Origin of the sequence: Clavibacter sp. B3I6 (assembly GCF_030816895.1) — a bacterium.
Taxonomy (GTDB): domain Bacteria; phylum Actinomycetota; class Actinomycetes; order Actinomycetales; family Microbacteriaceae; genus Clavibacter.
Genome location: NZ_JAUSYL010000001.1, coordinates 1,475,355 through 1,495,475, shown reverse-complemented (window position 1 = coordinate 1,495,475; position 20,121 = coordinate 1,475,355). Strand labels below are relative to the sequence as shown.

20 protein-coding genes are annotated in these 20,121 nt (G+C 73.9%); 8 read left to right on the top strand and 12 right to left on the bottom strand.

From position 1 onward, the window contains the following. Nucleotides 1–107 precede the first annotated feature (107 nt). On the bottom strand, nt 108–1,040 hold the full coding sequence (locus tag QFZ62_RS06920) for a phosphoribosylaminoimidazolesuccinocarboxamide synthase (RefSeq protein ID WP_307503427.1): 933 nt from the start codon (nt 1,038–1,040) through the stop codon (nt 108–110). Then, nucleotides 1,037–2,287 (bottom strand): phosphoribosylamine--glycine ligase, encoded by a 1,251-nt coding sequence (gene purD / locus QFZ62_RS06915; RefSeq protein WP_307503425.1) that lies wholly within the window; start codon nt 2,285–2,287, stop codon nt 1,037–1,039. Before purD ends, QFZ62_RS06920 begins: the two co-directional genes overlap by 4 nt. A gap of 379 nt (nt 2,288–2,666) precedes the next feature. Between purD and QFZ62_RS06910 the strand changes: the two genes are divergently transcribed. Both QFZ62_RS06910 and QFZ62_RS06905 read left to right on the top strand, forming a co-directional pair. After that, on the top strand, nt 2,667–3,047 hold the full coding sequence (locus QFZ62_RS06910) for a sterol carrier family protein (RefSeq protein WP_307503423.1): 381 nt from the start codon (nt 2,667–2,669) through the stop codon (nt 3,045–3,047). Between the two features lie 94 nt (nt 3,048–3,141). Next, nucleotides 3,142–3,450, top strand: coding sequence for a hypothetical protein (locus tag QFZ62_RS06905; protein WP_307503422.1), 309 nt, complete (start codon nt 3,142–3,144; stop codon nt 3,448–3,450). Between the two features lie 36 nt (nt 3,451–3,486). Here QFZ62_RS06905 and purF read toward each other — a convergent pair whose 3' ends face one another. Continuing rightward, the gene (gene purF, locus QFZ62_RS06900) at nt 3,487–4,947 is read right to left on the bottom strand and encodes an amidophosphoribosyltransferase (RefSeq protein WP_307503420.1); all 1,461 of its coding nucleotides are present in this window, start codon (nt 4,945–4,947) and stop codon (nt 3,487–3,489) included. A gap of 90 nt (nt 4,948–5,037) precedes the next feature. On the opposite strand from purF, the gene purM reads away from it, so the two are divergent. Then, complete coding sequence (gene purM / locus QFZ62_RS06895) at nt 5,038–6,147, top strand: phosphoribosylformylglycinamidine cyclo-ligase (RefSeq protein WP_307503418.1); 1,110 nt, start codon at nt 5,038–5,040, stop codon at nt 6,145–6,147. 130 nt (nt 6,148–6,277) lie between these two features. Here purM and QFZ62_RS06890 read toward each other — a convergent pair whose 3' ends face one another. Beyond that, nucleotides 6,278–6,487, bottom strand: coding sequence for a DUF3073 domain-containing protein (locus QFZ62_RS06890; protein ID WP_012037444.1), 210 nt, complete (start codon nt 6,485–6,487; stop codon nt 6,278–6,280). A gap of 206 nt (nt 6,488–6,693) precedes the next feature. Here QFZ62_RS06890 and QFZ62_RS06885 point away from each other — a divergent pair, with 206 nt between their 5' ends. Further along, nucleotides 6,694–7,824: an FAD-dependent oxidoreductase gene (locus QFZ62_RS06885; RefSeq protein WP_307503415.1), complete on the top strand. Its 1,131-nt coding sequence runs from the start codon at nt 6,694–6,696 to the stop codon at nt 7,822–7,824. 334 nt (nt 7,825–8,158) lie between these two features. Here the strand turns inward: QFZ62_RS06885 and QFZ62_RS06880 are convergent, their stop codons facing one another. From QFZ62_RS06880 to QFZ62_RS06860, 5 genes are all read right to left on the bottom strand, one after another. Next, entirely contained in the window at nt 8,159–8,722 is a 564-nt protein-coding gene (locus QFZ62_RS06880) for a DUF3618 domain-containing protein (RefSeq protein ID WP_307503414.1), read from the bottom strand. Further along, nucleotides 8,719–9,138: a phage holin family protein gene (locus tag QFZ62_RS06875; RefSeq protein ID WP_307503412.1), complete on the bottom strand. Its 420-nt coding sequence runs from the start codon at nt 9,136–9,138 to the stop codon at nt 8,719–8,721. Before QFZ62_RS06875 ends, QFZ62_RS06880 begins: the two co-directional genes overlap by 4 nt. Continuing rightward, nucleotides 9,135–9,989: a hypothetical protein gene (locus QFZ62_RS06870; protein WP_307503409.1), complete on the bottom strand. Its 855-nt coding sequence runs from the start codon at nt 9,987–9,989 to the stop codon at nt 9,135–9,137. Before QFZ62_RS06870 ends, QFZ62_RS06875 begins: the two co-directional genes overlap by 4 nt. Before the next feature lie 156 nt (nt 9,990–10,145). After that, entirely contained in the window at nt 10,146–12,206 is a 2,061-nt protein-coding gene (locus QFZ62_RS06865; RefSeq protein ID WP_307503406.1) for an APC family permease, read from the bottom strand. Between the two features lie 88 nt (nt 12,207–12,294). Continuing rightward, nucleotides 12,295–12,960 carry a YitT family protein gene (locus QFZ62_RS06860; RefSeq protein WP_307503404.1) on the bottom strand — a complete coding sequence of 222 codons (666 nt, stop codon included), beginning with the start codon at nt 12,958–12,960 and terminating at the stop codon, nt 12,295–12,297. 62 nt (nt 12,961–13,022) lie between these two features. Between QFZ62_RS06860 and QFZ62_RS06855 the strand changes: the two genes are divergently transcribed. The 3 genes from QFZ62_RS06855 (at nt 13,023) to glgX (ending at nt 17,888) form a co-directional block, all read left to right on the top strand. Continuing rightward, a complete protein-coding gene (locus tag QFZ62_RS06855; RefSeq protein ID WP_307503401.1) occupies nt 13,023–14,471 on the top strand; it encodes a PLP-dependent aminotransferase family protein in 1,449 nt (482 codons plus the stop codon). 149 nt (nt 14,472–14,620) lie between these two features. Next, nucleotides 14,621–15,619, top strand: coding sequence for a serine protease (locus tag QFZ62_RS06850; protein WP_307503398.1), 999 nt, complete (start codon nt 14,621–14,623; stop codon nt 15,617–15,619). Between the two features lie 187 nt (nt 15,620–15,806). Next, nucleotides 15,807–17,888 (top strand): glycogen debranching protein GlgX, encoded by a 2,082-nt coding sequence (gene glgX / locus QFZ62_RS06845; protein WP_307503395.1) that lies wholly within the window; start codon nt 15,807–15,809, stop codon nt 17,886–17,888. Nucleotides 17,889–18,197: 309 nt separating this feature from the next. Here glgX and QFZ62_RS06840 read toward each other — a convergent pair whose 3' ends face one another. Continuing rightward, nucleotides 18,198–18,350: a hypothetical protein gene (locus QFZ62_RS06840; RefSeq protein ID WP_307503393.1), complete on the bottom strand. Its 153-nt coding sequence runs from the start codon at nt 18,348–18,350 to the stop codon at nt 18,198–18,200. Nucleotides 18,351–18,493: 143 nt separating this feature from the next. On the opposite strand from QFZ62_RS06840, the gene QFZ62_RS06835 reads away from it, so the two are divergent. Continuing rightward, complete coding sequence (locus tag QFZ62_RS06835; protein WP_307503390.1) at nt 18,494–19,087, top strand: FUSC family protein; 594 nt, start codon at nt 18,494–18,496, stop codon at nt 19,085–19,087. 67 nt (nt 19,088–19,154) lie between these two features. On the opposite strand, the gene QFZ62_RS06830 is transcribed toward QFZ62_RS06835, so the two are convergent. Continuing rightward, nucleotides 19,155–19,553, bottom strand: a complete 399-nt coding sequence (locus QFZ62_RS06830) for a hypothetical protein (RefSeq protein ID WP_307503387.1) — start codon at nt 19,551–19,553, stop codon at nt 19,155–19,157. A gap of 17 nt (nt 19,554–19,570) precedes the next feature. Then, nucleotides 19,571–19,969, bottom strand: a complete 399-nt coding sequence (locus tag QFZ62_RS06825) for a DUF2256 and DUF3253 domain-containing protein (RefSeq protein WP_307503384.1) — start codon at nt 19,967–19,969, stop codon at nt 19,571–19,573. Nucleotides 19,970–20,121 lie beyond the last annotated feature (152 nt).

Below are 20,121 nucleotides of genomic sequence, written 5' to 3'. Positions count from 1 at the left end.
GCGGCCATCGTGCCCGCCGCCGCCGCCGCCGCCGACCGCCGACCGCCGACAGCCGGCACCCGCCGCCCGGAGCGCCTAGCGCCCCGAATGCCCGGCGCCCCGAGCGCCTAGCGCCCCGTGAGCCGCGCGATGAGCTCCCGGTACCGCTCCGCCGTGCGCGCCACGATCTCGGGCGGCAGCACCGGCGGCGTGCCGGTGCGGTCCCAGTTCGCGGCGAGCCAGTCCCGCACGATCTGCTTGTCGAAGCTGTCGGTGCGGTTGCCGGTGGCGTGCGCCTCGGCGTCCCAGTACCTCGACGAGTCGCTCGTGAGCACCTCGTCGGCGAGCGTCGTGATGCCCGTGCGCGGGTCGATGCCGAACTCGAACTTCGTGTCCGCGAGGATCACCCCGCGCTCCTCGGCCACCGCCGACGCGCGGCGGTAGACGTCGAGCGACAGGTCCCGCAGCCGCGCGGCCTCCTCGTGCCCCACGAGCTCCTCGGTGCGCGCGAACGTGATGTTCTCGTCGTGCTCGCCCTGCGGCGCCTTCCAGGCCGGCGTGTAGATGGGCTCCGGCAGGCGGTCGCCCTGCTGCAGGCCCGCGGGGAGCGGGATGCCGCACACGGTGCCGTGCTCGCGGTACTCCTCCCAGCCGGATCCGGCCAGGTAGCCCCGCACGACGCACTCGATGGGCAGCATCTCGAGCACGCGGCAGAGCATGGCGCGCCCCCGCACCTGCTCGGGGATGCCGATGCGGTCGAGCGTGGCGCGGTCGACCAGGTGGTTCGGCACGTCGAGCCGGTCGAACCACCAGAGGCTCAGCTGCGTGAGGAGCTCGCCCTTGCCGGGGATGCCCGGCTCGAGCGCGAAGTCGTACGCGCTCACCCGGTCGGTCGCGACGACCAGCACGTGCGGCTCGCCCTCGAGGGCGCGGTCCTCCGTGTCGTCGATCGCGGGGCTGAACAGCTCCCGCACCTTGCCCGAGTAGGCGTGCTCCCAGCCCGGCAGCTCCCACTCCGAGGCGTGCCCGGCGGGGGCGGCGCCCGTGCCCGCGGCGCTCATCGGATGACCTGCGCGGCGATGTCGGTGCGGTGCTGGGACCCGTCGAGCCCGATCCGGTCCACGGCCTCGTAGACCCGGGATCGCGCCTCCTCGAAGCTGGCGCCCGTGGCGACGACGCTCAGCACGCGCCCGCCGGTGGCGACGAGGCCGCCCTCCGACTCGGCCGTGGCGGCGTGGGCGACGCTCACGCCGGGGACGCGTGCGGCGTCCTCGAGGCCCGAGATCGCCCGCCCCGTCCGCGGCGACTCCGGGTAGCCCTCGCTCGCGAGGACCACGGTGACGGCGACGTCGTCGGAGAACTCCGGACGCGGCACGCCGCCGAGCTCGCCGGACGCGGCGGCCAGCAGCAGCTGCGACAGCGGGGTGACGAGGCGCGGCAGCACGACCTGCGTCTCCGGATCCCCGAAGCGCGCGTTGAACTCGATGACCCGGATCCCGTCCGAGGTGAGGATGAGCCCGCAGTAGAGCAGCCCGATGAACGGCGTCTGCTCCTCCGCGAGCTTCCGCACGGTGGGCAGCGCGATGGTGTCGATGACCTCGTCGACGAACCCGGCGGGCAGCCACGGCAGCGGCGAGTAGGCGCCCATGCCGCCCGTGTTGGGTCCCGCGTCGCCGTCGCCCAGGCGCTTGTAGTCCTGGGCGGGGGAGAGGGGGAGCACGTCGTGGCCGTCCGAGAGGAGGAAGAGCGACACCTCCTGCCCGGCGAGGAACTCCTCGACGAGCACGGTGCCCTGGCCGAGGTAGTGGCGCGCGTGCTCGAGCGCGAGGCCGCGGTCGCCCGTGACGAGGACGCCCTTGCCCGCGGCGAGGCCGTCGGCCTTGATGACGTAGGGGGCGCCGTACGCGTCGAGCGCTGTCTCGACCTGGTCGAGCGTCCCGGCCTGCGCGGCGCGGCCCGTGGGGACGCCCGCCTCCTCCATGATGCGCTTGGCGAAGGTCTTGGATCCCTCGAGCGCGGCCGCGGCCCGGCCCGGCCCGAAGACGGGGATGCCGCGGGTGCGGAGCGCGTCCGCGACGCCCGCGACGAGGGGCGCCTCGGGGCCCACGACGACCAGCTCGACGCCCTCGGCCAGCGCGTGCTCGGCGACGACCGCGGGGTCGTCGATGTCCATGGCCACCACGGGGACCGCGCGGGCGATGCCCGCGTTGCCGGGGGCGGCGACGATGTCGTGCCCGGCGTCCTCCCGGAGCAGGGCCGTGACGATGGCGTGCTCGCGCGCACCGGAACCGAGTACCAGGATCTTCACGCCCCCACCCTATCGACGCGGACCCTGCCGGGCCGGGCTCCGGGAGGGCCCGCGGATGCGCCGCATGCGCGCTCCGGGGAGGGGGCGCGGGGGCGGGAGGCCGACCCTCCGCGGGAACGGGGTGGGTCGGCTCCCTGCCTCGTCCGGCGTTCTTCGGGTCCGCCGGGAGGCGCATCGTCCCCACCCTCCCGCCGCCTCGGGAGGCAGCAGGAGGGTCGGGGCGTCCTGCCGTGCCGCGCGGGTCGTGTCACCGCGGAGCACTTCCATGAATGGTAATGGATGTCCCCCTAAATGCGGACACGCGGCGACGCCCCATTTGGAGGGGTGCCGCGCGCCGGATCCGGCGGCCGCGGGTGCGGCGCTCTGGCATCCTGGGGGGATGGCCAAGGCGCGCATCCACCCCACCGTCGGACAGCCCGCCGTGCGGGCCGCGCTCGCACAGGGCGCCGACGCCGACCGCGAGACGCGCGCCACCGCCGTCCGGTTCCTGCTGCAGTCGCTGGCCGACCTCGCGCCCGGCGGCACGGTCGAGGTGCGCGTCCCGCCGTTCGGGGCCGTGCAGTGCATCGAGGGGCCGGGTCACACGCGCGGCACGCCCCCGAACGTCATCGAGACCGACCCCGCCACGTGGATCGCGCTCGCGACGGGCGGCACCACCTGGGACGCGGGCGTCGAGGCGGGGGCCGTCCGCGCGTCCGGCCTCCGCGCCGACCTCCGCGGCCTCCTGCCCGTGCCGTGGCAGCTGTCCGCCGACCGCTGAGGCGACGCCGGCCGCTCGGCCGACGACCTCACGCGCGCCTGTGCGCCGGGCTCCCGGTGCGGCGCCCGTCCGCGCCCCGGGGGAGAATGGATCCATGACCGACGCCCGCCCCCAGCCCGACGACGAGCGCCGCACCGAGGTCCTCGTGCGGCGGTCCCCCCGCTACTTCCGCTTCATGGGCGTCGGCGCCGTGCTCGGCCTCGTCGTCGCGATGGTCCTCACGCTCACGTTCCCGCCGAACCCCGAGTTCTCGGAGGCGCAGGTCCTCGCGTTCCTCGCGCTGTTCGCGGTCGTCCTCTTCGGCGGCCTCGCAGCCCTCCTCGCGCTGGCGCTCGACCGTGCGGCCTCGCGCCGCTCCCGCGTGCTCACGGCCGAGCGCGAGCCCGGCGAGCCGGACGCCTGACCGGTCCCGTCCGCCCCGGCCCGCGTCGACCGCCGGTCAGCTGAGCTGCGTGCGCTCCAGCCAGGACAGGTACTCCGGCGTCACGTTGCCGGTGATGTACTCGCCCGTGAAGCAGCTCATCTCGAGGTCCTCGACGCCCGTCGAGCCCTCGACTATGGCGTCGCGCATGTCGGCGACCTCCTGGTAGATGAGGTGGTCCGCGCCGAGCTCCTGCGCGATCTCGGGGATCTTGCGCCCGTGCGCGATGAGCTCCTGCCGCGACGGCATGTTGATCCCGTACACGTGCGGGTAGCGCACCGGGGGAGCTGCGGACGTGAACGTCACCTTGTTCGCCCCGGCCTGCCGGGCCATCGTGACGATCTCGCGGCTGGTCGTGCCGCGCACGATGGAGTCGTCGACGATGAGGATGTTCTTGCCCTTGAACTCCGAGCTCATGGCGTTGAGCTTCTGCCGCACCGACTTCTTGCGCTGCGCCTGCCCCGGCATGATGAAGGTCCGGCCGACGTAGCGGTTCTTGTAGAACCCCTCGCGGTACTCGATCCCGAGCGTCTGCGCGACCTGCATGGCCGAGGGCCGGGACGAGTCCGGGATCGGCATGACGACGTCGATGTCGCCCGCGGGGCTGTGCTCCGCGATGGTCGCCGCGAGCCGGTTGCCCATGCGCAGGCGCGCGTCGTAGACGCTGATGCCCGACATCACCGAGTCGGGCCGCGCGAGGTAGACGAACTCGAACGCGCAGGGGATGAGGCGCGGCGCCGGGTGGCACTGGCGGGAGTGCATCACGCCGTCCATGGTGATGAAGACGGCCTCGCCGGGTGCGACGTCGCGCACGATCTCGTAGCCGAGCGACTCCATGACGAGCGACTCGCTCGCCACCACCCACTCCATGCGCCCGCCCGCGAGCTCGCGGCGCCCGAGCGTCAGCGGACGGATCCCGAACGGGTCCCGGAACGCGAGCATGCCGTGCCCAGCGATCATCGCGATGGACGCGTACGAGCCCTGCACGCGCTCGTGCACGCGCTCGACGGCGGTGAACACCTGGTCGGGATCCAGCGCCAGGCCGGACACCTGCGACTGCAGCTCGTGCGCGAGCACGTTGACGAGCAGCTCCGTGTCGGAGCTCGTGTTCGTGTGGCGGCGATCCACGTGGAAGAGCTCCTGCGCGAGCTCGCGCGTGTTGGTGAGGTTGCCGTTGTGCACGAGGACGATGCCGTAGGGCGCGTTCACGTAGAACGGCTGCGCCTCGTCCTCGTCGGCGGCGCTGCCACGGGTGGCGTAGCGGACGTGGCCGAGGCCCATGGTGCCGAGGAGCGAGCGCATGTCCCGCGTGCGGAACGCCTCGCGGACCTGGCCGCTCAGCTTCTTCACGTGGAAGGTGTTGCCCTCGGCGGTGGCGATGCCGGTGGAGTCCTGCCCGCGGTGCTGCAGGAGCAGGAGGCTGTCGTAGACGAGTTGGTTGACGGGTTCGGACGATACGACGCCGACGATGCCGCACATGCTTCGGCTGACTCCTGAAGAGTAGAAGAGGTGGGGGAGCGGCCAGTCTCCCACACGGGAGCGACGCGCCCGGCCGCTACTCTGTCTCAGGTGACCACCAAGAGCTCGTATGCAGAGGCCGGCGTCGACACGGAGGCCGGCGATCTCGCGGTCCAGCTGATGAAGGAGGCCGTCTCCCGCACGCACGGCCCCGAGGTCATCGGCGGGTTCGGCGGATTCGCGGGGCTCTTCGACGCGAGCGCCCTCACGCGCTTCCGCCATCCGCTCCTCGCGACCTCCACCGACGGGGTGGGCACCAAGGTCGCCATCGCCCAGGCGATCGACAAGCACGACACGATCGGCCAGGACCTCGTGGGCATGGTCGTCGACGACATCGTCGTGGTCGGCGCGCGCCCCCTCTTCATGACGGACTACATCGCCTGCGGCCGGGTCGTGCCCGCGCGCATCGCCGACATCGTCGCCGGCATCGCGCGCGCCTGCTCGGACACCGGGACCGCGCTCGTCGGCGGCGAGACCGCGGAGCACCCGGGCCTCCTCGGCCCGGACGACTACGACGTGGCGGGCGCCGCGGTCGGCGCGGTCGAGGCCGACTCCGTCCTCGGATCCGAGCGCGTGCGCGACGGCGACGTCGTGCTGGCGCTCGCCTCCAGCGGCCTCCACAGCAACGGCTTCTCGCTCGTCCGCCACATCCTCCAGGGCGCCGGCATCGGCTTCGGCGACACCTCCGCGGAGCTCGGCGGCCTGGTCGGCGAGGTGCTCCTCGAGCCGACGCGCCTCTACACGACGCCGCTCCTCGACGTGCTCGGGCAGCCGGACCTCGGCCCGGGCGTGCACTCCCTCAGCCACGTGACAGGCGGCGGCATCGCGGCCAACCTGGCGCGTGTGCTGCCCCGCGGCTCGTACAGCGAGGTCGAGCGGTCCACGTGGTCGCCGCCCGCGGTGTTCCGGGCGCTGGCCGGCATCGCCGGGTCGACCCTCGAGAGCACGGAGGGCACCTGGAACCTGGGCATCGGCATGATCGCCGTGGTCGACGCCGCGGCCGCCGACGGCATCGCGCGCGCGCTGACGACCGCCGGCATCCCGACGTGGGAGGCCGGACGCGTGGCCATGGGCGAGGCCCCGGCGGGCGCGGGCTTCGAGCAGGGCGCCAAGGGCGTCGACGGCGGTGCCGTGCGCCTCACCGGCCGCTACCGCGACTGATCCTCGGCCTGGGCAGGCTGCGGCCGTGCGCCGCGCCGCCCGCACGCAGACGGACGCCGCCCACACGGAGACGGACCCGCCTCGAGACGAGGACGGGTCCGCTGCTCGACCGGCCGCAGCCGGTCCGGGATCAGGCGCGCTTCTGCTCGTCGCCCGGGACGTAGGCGTCCGGCTCGTCGGCGTACTCGTCCCACTTCGCGGCCTCGGCCGCGTACTGCTCGTCGACCGCCCCGTGGGTGGTCAGCTCGCGCTCCAGCTGCGTGTAGTCCACATTGGGACTGAACGACTTCAGCTCTCGCGCGATCTTGGTGTGCTTAGCTTTTTGACGGCCGCGCCCCATGCGAGACCCCCTCACGACTCAGGCCCCGACGGGCGGTGACAACGCTGGATGCAGCGGACAGGGTTGGAGAAAACCTAGGGGCTACCCTAACATGTGGCCTTCGGCGTCCCGGGCGTGTCCTCCTCGGCGGGAGGTGCCGGGGCATCACACCGGCTCGCCCCGGCGGTCGGGATCCACGCGGGGGCGGGCACTAGCCTGGTCGTCCCATGACCTCCGAGCCCGCTGACACCCAGGTCGTGGTCATCGGAGCCGGGCAGGCCGGCCTCTCGGTCGCGTACCACCTGCAGCGGCTCGGGCTCCGGATGGGGACCGACGCGGTCGTGCTGGACCGGGGTCCCGCCACGGGCGGCGCCTGGCAGCACCGCTGGGCCGCGCTCCGCCTCGGATCCGCCCACCGCGTCGCCGACCTCCCCGGCATGGCCGAGCTCGGCATCTCGTTCGAGACGGCCGACCGGCGCCTCCCCGCGCGGGACGTCGTCCGGGACCACTACGCGCGCTACGAGGAGCACTTCGACCTGCGGGTCGCGCGCCCGGTCGAGGTCCGCGCCGTGCTCGACGCGGACGTTCCGCCGCCCGCCGCGTCGCGCCGCCGGGCCGCGCACCCCTCGGACTCGGCCACGCCGCTGCTCGTGCGGGCCAGCGACGGCGACCGCGTCGCGCGCCTCGTCGTCAACGCCACGGGCACGTGGGGCGCGCCCTTCATCCCGTCGTACCCGGGTCTCGCGACGTTCCGCGGGCGGCAGCTGCACACGTCCGGCTACCGGTCGGCGGCGGACCTCCGCGGCCTCCGCGTGCTCGTGGTCGGCGGCGGCACCTCGGCGATCGGCTTCCTGCTCGAGCTCGAGGGCGTGGCCGCGGGCACGCTGTGGTCGACCCGCCGCCCCGTGGACTTCCTCGAGGCGGGTCAGCTCGACGTCGAGGCCGCCGTGCGCGCGGTCGATCTGCAGGACCGCGCGGCGCGGGCGGGCGAGGCGCTGCCGAGCATCGTCAGCGGCACCGGCGTTCCGCGGACCCGGCGCATCGCGGCGGGCATCCGCCGCGGCGTCCTCGCGAGCCGGGGCGCGATCGCGCGCTTCGAGGAGGACGGCGTGGTCTGGGCCGACGGCGGGCGGGACCAGGTGGACGCGGTGATCTGGGCCACGGGCTTCCGGCCGGAGATCCGCCACCTCGCGCCCCTCGGCCTCCGGGAGAAGGAGGGCGGCGTCCGCGTCGAGTCCGGCGTGTCGGCGCGCGACCCGCGGCTGTTCCTCGCGGGCTACGGGCCGCAGGCGTCCACCATCGGCGCGAACCGGGCGGGGCGGCGCGTCGCCCGGCAGGTCGTCGCGGCGCTCGGCTGAGGCACCCGCTCGGAGGGCGCGGGGCGCAGGGCGCGGATCCACGGGCGCAGGGGGGACGCGGGGGCCGGCGTCCTTCGCGGGAACTCGTGACGCGGACCCCCGCATCGGTCCGGACCTCACGGGTCGGCCCGGACGCCGTTCGACCGGCACGCAGGCGCTCCATCATCGGGGCACCGCACGTTCCGGTCGCGCCGCACGAGCTCCCGGGGGAAAGAGTTCGTGCACTAACTACTGTACAGCCGTGTCCTCCTTCTCGGGGACATGGGCGGCGCGTCGCGAGGACGACGGAGGGGAGCCGGCCCGGTGGGCCGACTCCCCTCCGGGGTGCGGTGGATCAGCTGCGGACGTCGTCCTGCACGGTCTGCTTCGCGTCCTGGGCGGTGCCCTTGACGTCCTGCGCGGTGGAATGCGCCTCCGACTTGACCGTCCCGGCCGAGTCGCTCGCGGTGCTCGCGACCGACTGGGCGGCCTGCTGCGCGGGCTCCTTCAGCTCGGACGCGACGTCCTTGGCGGCGTCGGTCGCCTTCTCGACGAGGGGCTGCGCCTTGTCCTTGACGGTCGAGGCGAGCTCCTTCTCCTTGTCGCTCGCCGGGATCAGCGAGGCGATGAGGAGGCCGGCGCCGAACGCCACGAGGCCGAGGCCGACGGGGTTGCCCTTCGCCTTGGCCTTCGCGCCGCCGGCGGTGCCGGAGACGGCGTCGCCCACGTTCGCGCGGGCGTCGCTCGCGGAGCCGAGGACGCTGTCCTTGACGTTCGAGAAGGCGCCGCGCACCTTCTCGGTCTGGCGCTGGGCCACCTTCGCGGGGGTGACCTTGTCGGCCACGGCGTCCACGTCGATGCTCAGCTCGTTGCGGGTGCGCTCGATGTCGGCGCGGATCTGGTCGGGGTTGTCGCTCATCGGTCTGCCTCGTTCCTCTTCATCGCTTCGGGGATCTTCTTGACGCTGTCGGCCGTGCGGGGGGCTCCCTGCACGGTCTTCAGCTGCTTGCGGCCCTGGAGGTACATCACCAGGCCGATGACGGCCCAGATCACGGCCACGACGACCGCGGCCCAGGCCAGGTTGTCGAACCAGTACGACAGCGCGTACATCAGGGCGACGGAGAGGAAGAACACGGCCATGATGCCCGCGTAGCCGGCGCCGCCCAGCAGGCCGGCGCCCTTCCCGGCCTTCTTGGCCGAGTCGCTGATCTCCGCCTTGGCGAGGGCGATCTCCTGGCGCATGAGCGTGGAGACGTCCTTCGTGACGTTGCCGAGGAGGTCGCCGAGGCTGTTCGTCGCGGCCTTCTCCTCGCTCGGGGTGCGTGCGTCGGTCATGCGCGCGATCCGTCGGCGCGCTCGCCGGTGCCGAAGGTGTCGGTCAGCGGGTCGGTCGAGCGCGTCTGGTCGTAGAGCGGGGTGGACGCGCCGGTGGCGGGGGCGTCGTACGGGCCCACGCCGATCGGCTCGTCGGCGCTGAGCTCGGTGGGCGCGTAGGCGCTCGTCGTGGGGACCGCGGGCGTGACGTAGCCGGCGGTGCCGGTCGTCGAGGCGCCCGTCGTGGACGCGCCCGTGGTGGCGGCCTCGTCGGCGACCTTCTGGTCGTGCGCCTCGCTCGTGAGCGAGCGGGTGAGGCGACCGGCGGCGACGCCCGCGATGACCGCGAGGCCGACGAACAGGCCCGGTCGGCGGCGCGCGAAGTCGGTCACGTCCTGGAGGAGCGTGCCCGGGTCGCGGCCCTCGAGGTAGTCGGCCGCGCTGCCGGCGCGGCTCGAGACCTGCGAGACGAGCTCGCTCGCGATGCCGGTGCTCTCCGACTTGTCGCCCATGTCGCGGAGCTCGTCGCTGAGCGTGCGGAGGCTGCCGGCGGCGCGCTTCTGCTGCGTGCCCGCCTGCTCGCGGAGCTGCCCGCGGGTCTCGCCGAGGAGGTCAGCCGCCTGCGACTTGACCTCGGACGCGACCTTCTTGGCCTCGCCCTTGGTGACGCCGGCGACGTGCTGCGTGCCGGCCTTCGCGTCGCCGGCCACGTTGGCGGCCTGCTCCTTCGCGGTGTCCTTGGTGCTGCTGGTGCTGCTGCTGTCCGTGCTGCCGGTCGTGCCCAGGGTGGATGCGGGGACGACGGCCGCGTACGCGTCGTCGGAGCCGAATCCGCCGCTCGCGGGCGATGCCGGTGTGAGGTCGTTCGACATGTGGTTCCCTCTCGGTGCTCGTGGTGTTCGAGTTGACGCAGGGCTCGGGCCCTGCGATCTCTTACGCAACTCCGAGTGGAGGTCGATGCCTAGCCCCCCGACGAAAATGGGGGCGTACTAACGGTTAGTGGGCGTGTGCTCCGCGGGTCCGCTCCCTCAGGGGGTCTCGCGGCCGCTCGTGTGCTTCACCGGGGTGGTCGGCGGCGGACCCGGGCGGCGCGTGACGGGACGGATGGGCTCGCCGCGGCGGTCCTGCCCGGGGACGGGGCGGGAGCGTCGGCCGTAGATGAGCTCGGACGAGTCGAGCAGCCACGGCACGAGGGCGAGCGTGACGCCGTGCACGAGCAGCAGCTTCTGGCGGATCCGCCGGGCCTTGTGGTTGTGCAGCAACGTCTCCCACCAGTGCCCGACGATGTAGACGGGCGTGTAGACGGTGATGATCTCGCTGCCGTGCTCCGCCCGCCTCGACTTCAGGTACTTGATGAGGGGGAAGCTGATGTCGCGGTACGGGGAGGCGACGACGCGCAGCGGCATGTCGATCCCCATCTCCATCCACTGCCGCTCCAGGAGCCGGGTCGCCTCGTCGTCGATGGACACGTGCACCGCCTCGATGCTGTCGTGGTTCGCGGCGATGGCGTAGTCGAGGGCCTTGAGGACGGGCTTCTGCATCCGGCCGACGAGCACGACGGCGTGGTCGCCCGTGGAGCCGAAGACCGTGACCGGGTCGACCTCGATCTCCTTCTCGACGTCCCGGTAGTAGCGGTTGACGCCGAGCATGAGGAGGAACAGCACCGGCATGATCGCGAAGACCAGCCAGGCGCCGTGCGTGAACTTGGTGATGGTCACGACGATGAGCACGAGCGCCGTGAGCACCGCGCCGAACGCGTTGATGCTGAGGCTGCGGAACACCTCGCCGCGGTTCGCGCACCCCGCCCGGAGCATCCGGAGCCAGTGCACGACCATGCCCGTCTGCCCGAGGGTGAACGACACGAACACGCCGATGATGTAGAGCTGGATGAGCTGCGTGAGGTTCGCCTGGTAGACGACGAGGATGATCGTCGCGCCGAGCGCGAGCAGCAGCATGCCGTTGCTGTAGACGAGCCGGTCGCCGCGCGTGAGCAGCGACTTGGGCGCGTAGGCGTCCTTCGCGAGCACCGAGCCGAGCAGCGGGAAGCCGTTGAAGGCGGTGTTGGCGGCGAGGAGCAGGACGGCCGCCGTGGTGGCCTGCAGCAGGTAGAACATGACGCTGCCGTCGCCGAAGGTGGCGGCGGCGACCTGAGCCATGAGGCTCTTCTGCGGCTCCGTGGCGCACTCGGCCCAGCCGATGAGGTCGCACGGGTGCTCGCCGTAGTGCACGCGCGCGATGAGCGCGAGCGTCGTGAGGCCGACGAAGAGGACGATGGCCGTGCCGCCCATGATCACGAGGGTCGCCTGCGCGTTCTTGACCTTCGGGGTGCGGAACGCGGGCACGCCGTTCGAGATGGCCTCGACGCCCGTGAGCGCGGAGCAGCCGCTCGAGAAGGCGCGCAGCAGCAGGAGGATGAAGGCCACCTGCGACAGGCTCGGGGTGTCGACCGTGTAGGCGGCGGACTCGGCGACCGGCGGGTCGCCGAGGGCGGTCCGGGCGAGGCCGACCGCGATCATCACGCCGACGCTGGCGATGAAGAGGTAGGTGGGCACGGCGAAGGCCTTGCTCGACTCGCGGACGCCGCGGAGGTTGACGGCCGCGAGCAGCGCCACGAAGAAGACCGCGATCTCGACGCGGAACGGCGCGATCTCGGGGATCGCGCTGATGATGTTGTCGACGCCCGAGGCGACCGACACGGCCACGGTGAGGATGTAGTCCACCAGCAGCGCCGAGGCGACGACGAGGCCGGCCTTCTCGCCGAGGTTCCTGTGCGCGACCTCGTAGTCGCCGCCTCCTGACGGGTAGGCCTTGATGAGCTGGCGGTAGCTGAGCACCACGACGACCAGCAGGATCACGACGCAGGCCGCCACCCAGGGGGCGAAGCTGAGGAACGCGAGGCCGCCCAGCGTGAGGATGAGGAGCAGCTCCTGCGGCGCGTAGGCGACCGAGCTGAGCGGGTCGCTCGCGAAGATGGGGAGCGCCAGGTGCTTGGGGAGCAGCTGGCCCTCGAGCTTGTCGCTCGCGAGCTTCTCGCCGATGAGCAGCCGCTTGGCGGGGCTGCTCCCGGGAGCCTGGGGGTCCTGGGTCACGAGCGGCAACGATACCCCGCGACGCGCCCGGGCCGCGACGGCACCGGGAGGAGGCCGTGAGCGGACGGGATCCGCGTCGTCCCGCGGACTAGCCGACCGTCGCGACGGGCCCGGTGGGCAGCGTCGACGCGGGGTCCGCGGGGGTGTCGCCGCCGCGGCGCCGGGACCGTCCGCGCGCGGGCACGGGCAGGTCGAACAGGGGGAGCGCCCGCTGCACGATCGGGCCGATCAGGAGGGCGAACGCGAGCGTGCCGAGCCCCACGTCGCCGCCGAGCGCCCAGCCGATCGCGAGCACGACCAGCTCGATGCCGACGCGCACGCGCCAGACCGGCCAGCCGGTGCGGCGGTGGATCCCCGTCATGAGGCCGTCGCGGGGGCCGGGCCCGAAGTGCGCGCCGATGTAGAGGCCCGTCGCGACGCCCAGCAGGACGAGGCCGGCGGCGAAGAGCGGGATCCGGATCCAGAGGGTCGCGACGGCCGGCACGACGGCGAGCGCGACCTGCGCGCTGTAGCCGACGAAGACGACGTTGAGGACGGTGCCCCAGCCGGGCCGCTGGCGGATCGGGATCCAGAGGAGGAGCACGAGGGCGCCGATGATGTTCGTCACGAGCCCGAAGGGGAGGCCGGTGCGCAGCGTCACGCCCTGGCTGAGGACGTCCCACGGGGAGACGCCGACGGCCGCCTGGAGCATCATCCCGATGGCGAAGCCGTAGAGGAAGATGCCGACGGCGAACTGGACTGAGCGACGGAGCATGAGGGAGATCCAATCGCGCCCCGCCTTGCGGGACAAGGTGCCAATCGTCAGGCTGTGGCCTCATGAGCCTCTCCGGATCCGTCCCCGCCGCCGTGCTCGGCCCCGTCGCCCTCACCGCACTGCTGGGGGAGTGGACCCGGCCGGGCAGCCCCGCGTACCAGGCGCTCGCCGACGGGATCCGCCGGCTCGTGCTCGACGGGCGCGTGCCCGCGGGCGCCCGCCTGCCCGCCGAGCGCGAGCTCGCCGCCGCGCTCGGCCTCAGCCGCACCACGGTCGCGGCGGCCTACGCGGCGCTGCGCGGCACCGGCCACCTCGCGAGCCGACGGGGCTCGGGCAGCGTGACGCGGATCCCGCGGCGCGAGCCCGCCGCCGAGGGGGAGGGGCGCGAGGTGGCCGACATGAGCCGTGCCGCCGTGCCCGCCGCCCCCGGGCTCGCCGAGGCCGCGGTGCGCGCGGCCGCCCGCCTGCCCGCGCACCTCGACAGGCACGGCTACGACGTCGACGGGCTGCCGGAGCTGCGGGAGGCGATCGCGGCCAGGTACCGGGCGCGCGGCCTGCCGACGGAGGCGGACGACGTGCTCGTGACGGTCGGCGCGCAGCACGCGATCGGGCTCCTCGCCTCCGTCCTCGTGCACCGCGGCGACCGGGCGCTCGTCGAGCAGCCGAGCTACCCGCACGCGATCCAGGCCCTCCGGGACGCGGGCGCTCGCCTCGTCGGGGTCGGCGTGGGCGCGGACGGCTGGGACGAGGACGTGCTCGAGCAGTCCATCCGCCGCACGCGGCCCGCGCTCGCGTACCTCATGCCCGACTTCCACAACCCGACGGGCGGGACCATGCCCGAGGACCAGCGCGCGCGGATCGTGGCGCTCGCCGAGGCGCACGGCGTGACCGTGATCGCGGACGAGACGACGGCCGAGCTCGACATCGACCGGGCGGAGGCGCATCCGCCGCTCGCCGTGCACGGGTCGCCCGGCGCGGTCGTGCTCGTCGGGTCCGTGGGCAAGACGGTGTGGGGCGGGCTGCGGGTGGGGTGGATCCGCGCCGGCCGGCCGCTCCTCCGGGAGCTCGTCAGGGCGCGCTCGGCGCGCGACCTCGGGACGCCCGTGCTCGAGCAGCTCGTGGTGGCGGACGTGCTCGGCGGGATGGACGGGATCCTCGCCGAGCGACGCGCGCGCCTCCGCGAGACGCGCGACCACGTGGAGGCGGAGCTCGCCCGGCGCTTCCCCGGGTGGGAGGTGCCGCACGTCGACGGCGGGCTCGCGGTGTGGGTCGGGATCGGCGCGCCGGTCAGCACCGAGCTGGCGCTCGCGGCCCGCACGCGCGGGCTCGCGATCACGGGCGGGAGCCGCTTCGGGCACGACGGCGCGTTCGAGCGGTTCCTCCGGATCCCCATCACGGCCCCGCCGGCCGCGACCGACCGCGCGCTCGACATCCTCGAGGACGCGTGGCGCGGCCTCGCCCCCGACGCCGGGCGCGAGCACGACGTGGTGGACCGCTCGATCCTGGTATGAGCGCGGTGCGCCTGGGGAGGATCCCGACGCGCGTCGGCGCGGCTCCGTACCGTGGCTCCCGCCTCCGGCCGGGCCCGGCCCGGATCCCCGTCCCGACGGGATGCCGCCGAGGTGCCACCGACGACCACACGAGAGGCCCCACCATGCCCATGCGCTCCACATCCCACCGCGCTCCCGCCCGCACCGCCCGCACCGCCCCCACGGCCCGGCGCACGGGGCTCGTCGCCACCGCGGCTGCCGGCGCCGTGCTGGCCACCCTGCTCGCGGCCCCCGTCGGCGCGAACGCGCAGGAGGCGCCCGCCGGCCCCGTCACCGCTGCGACAGGTGACGCGTCCGCGGTCTCGGCGTACTGGACGGCGGAGCGCCGGGCCGAGGCGGTCGCCGCGGGAGACGGTTCGGCGCCTGCCGACGCGTCGCCTGCCGCATCGTCGCTCGAGGCCTCCGACCGCGCCGTCCCCTCACGGCGCACGGCGTCGGGTGCCGGCAGCGTGCGGCCGCACGCTGCGGTGCCGTACGTGGGCGAGCTGTTCTACGTGGAGGACGGGAGGAACCGCGCCTGCACGGCGACCGTCGTCAGCTCCCCGGCCGGGGACGTCATCTCCACGGCGGCCAGCTGCGTCATGGACCGCGCGCGGCACCGGGTGCGACCGCTCGCCACCTTCGTCCCGGGCTCGGTCGGCGCGAGGGCGCCGTACGGCGTCTGGCCCATCCGCACGGCGGTCCCCACCGAGGCCTGGTCGACGGCGGCCGACGAGGCCGACGACGTGGCCTTCGCCCGCGTGACGAGCCTCTCGGGCGCGCGCATGCAGGACGCCACGGGCTCGGTGGTCCCGGCGTTCGACGTGCCCCCCGCGCAGGCGCCGGCCTCCGAGATGCTGCGCGTGTTCGCGTACCCGCAGGCGGCGCCGTACCGCGGCCGGCAGCTCGTGGGCTGCGGGGCCATCGCCCATCGCGCCGCGGGTGCCGCAGGTCCGGCCGCGATCGGCTGCGCCGTCGGCGACGGGGCTGCTGGCGGGCCGGCGCTCTCCGCCGACGGCCGGCTCCGCTCCGTGGTGACGCGCCCGGCTGACGCCTCCGGCACGGCGGCCCTCGCCACGTGGGGCCAGGACGCCGCGGACGCCCTGGCCACCCTGGTCGCCGGCCGCTGACGGGAGGGGCGTGCGGCGCGCCCGGTGCGCACCGCACGTCCCTGCGCAGCGCCCCGCCGGAGTCGGGCAGCACGGCGCGACGCCTCCTCCGTCGCACCGGCATCCGCTCAGCGCCGGTCTCGGACCGCTCCCTGGGGAATCCGGTTCGTGCACGAACGGGTCGGACCGGCGCGAGCATACTGAACCGGTGACCATCGACCTCCCTCCCATCAGCCGCTCCTACATCAGCCGCCCGTACCCGCTCGGCGCCACCGTCGTCACCCGCGACGGGGGCCTCCCCAGCGGGCTCAACGTCGCCGTGTACTCCGAGACCGCGGAGGCCGTCGAGGTCTGCGTGTTCGACGACGCCGGCACCGAGACCCGCACGCGGCTCTCCGAGCGCACCGGCCACGTCTTCCACGGCCTCGTCGAGGGCGCCGGCATCGGCACGCGCTACGGCCTCCGCGTGCACGGCGAGTGGGACCCGTCCCGCGGCCTCCGCCACAACGCCGCGAAGCTCCTGCTCGACCCCTACGCCATCGCGATCGAGGGCCACCCCACCTGGGGCGAGGACGTCTTCGCGCACACCTTCGACGACCCGGACGCGATCAACGAGGCCGACTCCGCCGCGTCCATGCCCCGCTCCGTCGTGGCCGACCGCCGCTTCGACTGGGAGGACGACGAGGCCCCGCGCACGCCGCTCGACGAGACCGTCGTCTACGAGGTCCACGTGAAGGGCTTCACCGAGAAGCTCGAGTCGGTGCCCGAGGAGATCCGCGGCACGTACGCGGGCCTCGCGCACCCCAGCGCCATCGAGTACCTCACGGACCTCGGCGTGACGAGCGTCGAGCTCCTGCCCGTGCACCACTTCATGCAGGACTCGCACCTCGAGGAGAAGGGCCTCCGCAACTACTGGGGCTACAACTCCATCGGGTTCCTCGCCCCGTACTCCGACTACAGCTCCGCGGGCGACGGCGGCCAGCAGGTCGCCGAGTTCAAGGAGATGGTGAAGGCGCTGCACGCCGCCGGCCTCGAGGTCATCCTCGACGTGGTCTACAACCACACCGCCGAGGGCAACCACATGGGCCCGTCGCTCTCGCTCAAGGGCATCGACAACGCCTCCTACTACCGGCTCGTGGAGGGCGACGAGGCGTCGTACTTCGACACCACCGGCACCGGCAACAGCCTGAACGTCGGCCACCCGGCCGCGCTCGCGCTCATCATGGACTCGCTGCGCTACTGGGTGGAGGAGATGCACGTCGACGGCTTCCGCTTCGACCTCGCCACGACGCTCACGCGCCAGGACGGCTCCGCGGAGCTCCACAGCGCGTTCCTCACCCTCATCCACCAGGACCCGGTGCTCGCGCCGGTGAAGATGATCGCCGAGCCGTGGGACACCCAGGGCTACCAGGTCGGCGGCTTCCCCGCGGACTGGTCGGAGTGGAACGGGAAGTACCGCGACGACGTGCGCGACTTCTGGCACAGCGGGCAGAACGTGCTCGGCGCCCTCGCGCAGCGGATCACGGGCAGCCCGGACGTGTACGAGTCCGACCGCCGCTCGCCGCTCTGCAGCGTGAACTTCATCACGGCGCACGACGGCTTCACGCTCGCCGACCTCACCTCCTACGACGAGAAGCACAACGAGGCGAACGGCGAGGACAACAACGACGGCGAGAGCGACAACCGCTCCTCCAACGCCGGCGTCGAGGGCCCGACCGACGACCCCGAGATCACCGCGATCCGCGACCGCCAGCGCCGCAACATGCTCGGCACGCTGCTGCTCTCCTCGGGCGTCCCGATGCTGCTGGGCGGCGACGAGATCGCCCGCACGCAGGGCGGCAACAACAACGCCTACTGCCAGGACAACGACATCTCGTGGTTCGACTGGGAGAACGCGGACCGCGAGCTGCAGGACTTCACGCGGAAGCTGATCCGCCTGCGTCGCGGCAACCGGGCACTGCGCCCCATCTGGTTCCGCGGCGACGACGTCGAGGGCGCGGAGGAGGCCGTGCGCTTCATCCGGGCCGACGGCGCGACGCTCGAGCCCGAGGACTGGGAGGACCCGAACGCCTTCAGCATCGGCGTCATCATGAAGGGCCGTGACAGCGACGCGTTCTTCGTGGCGTTCAACGCGGCCGAGGGTCCCGTCGAGTTCCAGCTTCCCGAGGGCCTCGGCGTCTCGTGGCACCTGGCCATCTCGTCCGACTCGGAGCAGAACACGGACGAGGACGCGACCAGCATCCTCGTGCGCGACCGCTCCTTCACGGTGCTGCGGGCCGCGCGCTCCTAGCCGCACCCGCACGACCCGCCGACGCGCCCCCGGGAGACCGGGGGCGCGTCGTCACGTCCGGGGGCACGCCGCGCTGGCGTAGCGTGGAGGGCCGTCCGGATCCCACCGCCGGGCAGTCGGAGGACCCCGCGTGACCGCATCGCCCGCAGCCCGCACGCCGTCGACGCGCACGCTCGACCTCGAGGCCGCCGCGCGCGCGAGCGTCGGCCTCCTGGTGCCGCTCCTCGTGCTGCTCGCGATCGACCGCCTCGACCTCGCGCTCTACGCGTCCTTCGGCGCCTTCACGGGGCTCTACGGGCGGAACGAGCGCTACCGGCTCCGGCTCGCGAGCGTCGGGGCGGCCGCGGCCATGATGCTCGTCGCGATCACCACCGGCGTCCTCCTCTCGCTCGCCGACGCGTCGCTCGCGCTCGAGGCCGTGGGGCTCGCGCTCGTGCTGGGCGGGGCGTCGCTCGTCTCCACGGCGATGAGCCTCGTGCCGCCGCATCCGCTGTTCCCCGTCTTCGGGCTCGTGGTGTGCGCGGCCGTGCCGGTCGACGCCGCGCAGGCCCGCGACGCGCTCGTGACGGCCGTGGCCGCGATCCTCTTCCTCGGCCGGCGTCTGCATGTCCGGCTGGCTGCTGCGGAGGTGGGCGCCGGACGTGCACGCCCACCGCTTCCGGGCGCTGCCGCGCGTCCCGGTGCGGGACGCGGCCGTGCACCGCGACCCGGCCGCCTGGACCGCGGTGGTCGCGAACGTGGTCGGCGCGCTCGTCGCGGGCGCGATCGCCGTGGCGCTCGGCCTCGGGCACCACTACTGGGCGGTCGTGACGCTCGTCGCCGTGCTGCCCGTGGTGCGCGGGCCGCTGTCGTTCACGCGCGTGGCGCACCGCGTGCTCGGCACGCTGGCCGGGTCGGTCGTGGCCGCGGGGATCCTCGCGCTGCATCTGCCCGCGCTCGCGGTGATCGCCGTGGCCGTGGCCTGCCAGTTCGCGGCGGAGCTCGCGGTGGGGCGGCACTACGGCCTGGCGCTCGTCTTCATCACGCCGCTCGCGCTCGTGATGGGCGGCCTCGGGCGGACCCTGCCGGTGCTGCCGCTAGTGACCGACCGGGTGGTCGACACGGTCGTGGGCGCGGCGGTGGGCGTCGCCGTGATCCTCGTGCTGCGGGCGCTCGCGGCGCGGCGTCAGCGGGGCGCGGGAGCCGCCGGACCGGTCTGACGCCGCACGGCGCAGGCGACACCGCCGGCCAGCGCGAGCACGGCGGGCGCGAGCACGACGGCGGCCGCTAGCCGAGGGCCGCGGAGCTCCAGCCGTAGATGCGGCCGTCCGCGCCGAGGAGGTTCCAGCCGTCGGCGCAGGTGACCTGGGCGGGATCGATCTGCGGCGGCCACCAGGTGTCCTGCACCGTGGTCAGCTGCAGGTCGGTGCAGCCGCCGGGCGCGGGCGCGGGCTGCGCGGTCTGCACGGCCACGATGGTGCCGGCCTTCGGGTCCGACTTGACGCGGATGAGGGTGCCGTCCTCCGGGATCCAGGTCGGCATCGACGAGCCGAGGGCCGTCTGCGCCTCTGCGGTGGTCGCGTAGATGGTGGTCGTGGGCGTCTCGAACTCGGACCGCACCCCGCATCCGGACAGGAGCGCCGCGATCGCGACGGCGGCCAGGGCGGTGAGGGTCGGTCGATGCATCCCCCTAGTGTGCCTCGTCAGCGACGGCGGCGGATGCGGATGGGCCCCTTGGCCGTGGACGGGTCGACGACCGACCCCTTCTGGGTGATCTCCACCTCGCCCGCGTCCACGAGCCGCCGTGCGGCGCGCCGGGCGGGCTCCATCAGGTCGCGCCATCCGTCGGGCGACTCGGCGCGCGCCGCCTCGGACGGGCAGATGGTGGCGCCGCCCGCGCGGTGGGCCAGGAGGTCGAGGATCCGTCGCTCGAGCGACGCGTCGACGTCCGACACCCCGCGGCGCCGGCACGCGTCGCTGCAGTAGCGGACCTGGTCCCAGTCGCGCTCCCACTTGCGGCGCCACTCGATGGTGCGACCGCACGAGACGCAGGTCTTGGACTCCGGGACGCGGTCCGTCGTCGTCGATGCCCGGTGCGCCATCCCTCCAGCATGCCCCGCGCGGACGGCGGTCGGGCGGGTCCACGGCGAGCCGTTCGAAAACCCGTCGCGAGCGGGGGTTTCCCGGCCGCGGGTGCGATACTGCCCGCACGGGGCGGGTTCCCGGTGCGGGCGATCAGCGGTCCGAGCGACCG

Coding starts and splice junctions, on each gene's coding strand:
- purF (WP_307503420.1), bottom strand. CDS start 4,947: ATGTGCGGCATCGTCGGCGTCGTATCGTCCGAACCCGTCAACCAACTC.
- QFZ62_RS06875 (WP_307503412.1), bottom strand. CDS start 9,138: ATGACCGACGCACGCACCCCGAGCGAGGAGAAGGCCGCGACGAACAGC.
- QFZ62_RS06850 (WP_307503398.1), top strand. CDS start 14,621: ATGCGCTCCACATCCCACCGCGCTCCCGCCCGCACCGCCCGCACCGCC.
- QFZ62_RS06835 (WP_307503390.1), top strand. CDS start 18,494: ATGTCCGGCTGGCTGCTGCGGAGGTGGGCGCCGGACGTGCACGCCCAC.
- QFZ62_RS06830 (WP_307503387.1), bottom strand. CDS start 19,553: ATGCATCGACCGACCCTCACCGCCCTGGCCGCCGTCGCGATCGCGGCG.
- QFZ62_RS06890 (WP_012037444.1), bottom strand. CDS start 6,487: ATGGGGCGCGGCCGTCAAAAAGCTAAGCACACCAAGATCGCGCGAGAG.
- QFZ62_RS06920 (WP_307503427.1), bottom strand. CDS start 1,040: ATGAGCGCCGCGGGCACGGGCGCCGCCCCCGCCGGGCACGCCTCGGAG.
- QFZ62_RS06855 (WP_307503401.1), top strand. CDS start 13,023: ATGAGCCTCTCCGGATCCGTCCCCGCCGCCGTGCTCGGCCCCGTCGCC.
- QFZ62_RS06860 (WP_307503404.1), bottom strand. CDS start 12,960: ATGCTCCGTCGCTCAGTCCAGTTCGCCGTCGGCATCTTCCTCTACGGC.
- QFZ62_RS06885 (WP_307503415.1), top strand. CDS start 6,694: ATGACCTCCGAGCCCGCTGACACCCAGGTCGTGGTCATCGGAGCCGGG.
- QFZ62_RS06825 (WP_307503384.1), bottom strand. CDS start 19,969: ATGGCGCACCGGGCATCGACGACGACGGACCGCGTCCCGGAGTCCAAG.
- QFZ62_RS06905 (WP_307503422.1), top strand. CDS start 3,142: ATGACCGACGCCCGCCCCCAGCCCGACGACGAGCGCCGCACCGAGGTC.
- QFZ62_RS06870 (WP_307503409.1), bottom strand. CDS start 9,989: ATGTCGAACGACCTCACACCGGCATCGCCCGCGAGCGGCGGATTCGGC.
- QFZ62_RS06910 (WP_307503423.1), top strand. CDS start 2,667: ATGGCCAAGGCGCGCATCCACCCCACCGTCGGACAGCCCGCCGTGCGG.
- QFZ62_RS06880 (WP_307503414.1), bottom strand. CDS start 8,722: ATGAGCGACAACCCCGACCAGATCCGCGCCGACATCGAGCGCACCCGC.